Source organism: Halorhodospira sp. M38, from assembly GCF_022227985.1.
Classification (GTDB): Bacteria; Pseudomonadota; Gammaproteobacteria; order Nitrococcales; family Halorhodospiraceae; genus Halorhodospira; species Halorhodospira halophila_A.
Genome location: NZ_JAJNQP010000059.1, coordinates 1 through 2,284 on the forward strand (window position 1 = coordinate 1; position 2,284 = coordinate 2,284).

Below are 2,284 nucleotides of genomic sequence, written 5' to 3' on the forward strand. Positions count from 1 at the left end.
CCCCCCCCCCGACGGATCGTGATCCTCTCGGATGAGGGGAGCTGGATCAACGAGCACCTGCTGGAGCTGATCGAGGACTGGGAGGAGCTGGGCCACCGCGTCCAGTGGACCCACGAGCCGAGCGAGGCGCAAGCGGGGGACTTCTGCTTCTGCCTCAGCTTCGGCCGCATCCTGCCCGAGACCGTGCGCGCCCAGTACGACCACACGCTGGTGGTCCACGAGAGCGACCTGCCCCACGGCAAGGGCTGGTCGCCGCTGACCTGGCAGATCCTGGAGGGCAAGAGCCGCATCCCGGTTACCCTGATCGAGGCTGCCGAGCAGGTGGATAGCGGCACGATCTACGCCCAGCGCTGGATCGCCTTCGAGGGCCACGAGCTCATCGAGGAGCTGCGCGGGGCCCAGGCCGAGGCCACGCGGACGCTCTGCCGCTTGTTTGTCGACGATTTCCCCGCCAGCGCAGCGCAGGGACGCGAGCAAAGCGGCGAGGAGAGCTTCTACCCGCGCCGGCGGCCCGAGGACAGCCGCCTCGATCCGCAGCGCTCACTGGCCGACCAGTTCGAGCTGCTGCGAGTAGTTGATAACGAGCGTTACCCAGCCTTCTTCGACTGGCGCGGCCAGCGGTACATCTTGCGGATTACCAAGGCGCAGGGCGGTCACGCCTGAGCAGAGAGCCCCATGGATTACGTCATCGCCACCTCCCGCCCGTGGAACGAGGTCATGGCCCAGCGCCTGGAGCGCATCGCGCCGCGCTACGTCTTCTTCCCGCACTGGTCTTATATCGTGCCGGAGACGATTCACCAGGCCTACGAGTGCGTCATCTTCCACATGACCGACCTGCCCTACGGGCGCGGCGGGAGCCCGCTACAGAACCTGATCCAGCGCGGGCACCACGAGACGAAGCTCACGGCGCTGCGCTGCGTGCAGGAGATGGATGCCGGGCCCGTCTACCTCTAGCGCCCGCTCTGCCTGGAAGGGTCCGCCTCGGAGATCTTCCTGCGGGCAGCCACGGAGGTCGAGGCGATGATCGAGGCCATCATCCAGGATGAGCCCGAGCCGCAGCCCCAGGAGGGGGAGCCGGTGGTCTTCCGGCGCCGCAAGCCGGAGGAGAGCGACTTGGCCGAGGCATCGGTCCAGGATCTCAACGACTTCTTCGACTTCATCCGCATGCTCGACGCCGAGGGCTACCCGCGCGCCTTCCTCGACGTACACGGGCACCGGATGGAGCTCTCCCGGGTCCAGATGGAGTCAGATCGGCTCGTCGGGACGTTTACCATCTACCGGCAGCACCATATCCCACACAACGGGGGGGGGTCTTAAGGCCTTGCTGGACCGCTGCTACCCCAAGCCGCCGTGCGATGTCTTCGACCGGATGTGCGCGCTCTACCGGCCCGGCGATCCGCTCTACACCGTGGAACAGGATGACGCCATCGTCGGCACGGTCTACTGCGCGCGGCATAGCAAGGGTGGGCACCTGGAGAGCCTGGCCGTCGACCCGGATTGCCGCGGGATCGGGCTTGGCGAGCGGCTCGTCGAGACCCTGCTCGCCGACAACCCCGGCGTCATCAGCCTGACGACGCGCATACCGGACTTCTTCGAGCGCCTCGGCTTCCGCACGGTCGCGGAGCTGGCCGACGGAGCCCAGTACATGATCCACGATCGACCAGAAAGGTAATCGGTCCATGACCCATACAGAATCCGCAGGTTTCGATCTGGAGGGCCGGCCTATTGGCCCGGGGCATCCGCCCTACATCATCGCGGAGCTGTCGGCGAACCATAACGGCAGCCTGGAGCAGGCGCTGGCCATCATCGACGCCATCGCCGAGACCGGCGCCGATGCGGTGAAGCTCCAGACCTACACCGCTGACACCATGACCCTCGACTCCGACAGGCCGGACTTCCAGCTCACCGAAGGCCCGTGGGCCGGCCGCAGCCTCTATGAGCTCTACGAGTGGGCGCACACGCCGTGGGCGTGGCACGAGGCGCTCTTTCAGCGTGGCCGTGAGCGCGGGCTGACGGTCTTCTCCTCGCCCTTCGACGCAACGGCGGTGGACTTCCTCGAGGACTTCGAGCCAGCCGCCTACAAGATCGCCTCCTTCGAACTCGTCGACCTGCCGCTGATCGAGTACGCCGCCAGCAAGGGGCGCCCCTTGATTATGTCCACCGGAATGGCGACCCGCACCGAGGTCATGGAGGCCGTGGCGACCGCCCGCCGCGCCGGTTGCGAGGAGATCTGCCTGCTCCATTGCACCTCCGGCTATCCCACACCGCCCGAGGAGGCGGACCT

General features: G+C 67.0%; 5 protein-coding genes. All 5 read left to right on the top strand.

Annotated features, from left to right (window positions below; genetic code table 11):
- A partial coding sequence (locus LRA98_RS12700; RefSeq protein WP_238640852.1) for a formyltransferase family protein occupies nucleotides 1-663 on the top strand: 663 nt, incomplete at its 5' end.
- A gap of 12 nt (nucleotides 664-675) precedes the next feature.
- The gene (locus LRA98_RS12705; RefSeq protein WP_238634256.1) at nucleotides 676-954 is read left to right on the top strand and encodes a hypothetical protein; all 279 of its coding nucleotides are present in this window, start codon (nucleotides 676-678) and stop codon (nucleotides 952-954) included.
- 66 nt (nucleotides 955-1,020) lie between these two features.
- Nucleotides 1,021-1,317, top strand: a complete 297-nt coding sequence (locus LRA98_RS12710) for a hypothetical protein (RefSeq protein WP_238634255.1) — start codon at nucleotides 1,021-1,023, stop codon at nucleotides 1,315-1,317.
- A gap of 4 nt (nucleotides 1,318-1,321) precedes the next feature.
- Nucleotides 1,322-1,672: a GNAT family N-acetyltransferase gene (locus LRA98_RS12715; protein ID WP_238634254.1), complete on the top strand. Its 351-nt coding sequence runs from the start codon at nucleotides 1,322-1,324 to the stop codon at nucleotides 1,670-1,672.
- Nucleotides 1,673-1,679: 7 nt separating this feature from the next.
- A partial coding sequence (locus tag LRA98_RS12720; RefSeq protein ID WP_238634253.1) for an N-acetylneuraminate synthase family protein occupies nucleotides 1,680-2,284 on the top strand: 605 nt, incomplete at its 3' end.

Coding starts and splice junctions, on each gene's coding strand:
- LRA98_RS12710 (WP_238634255.1), top strand. CDS start 1,021: ATGATCGAGGCCATCATCCAGGATGAGCCCGAGCCGCAGCCCCAGGAG.
- LRA98_RS12705 (WP_238634256.1), top strand. CDS start 676: ATGGATTACGTCATCGCCACCTCCCGCCCGTGGAACGAGGTCATGGCC.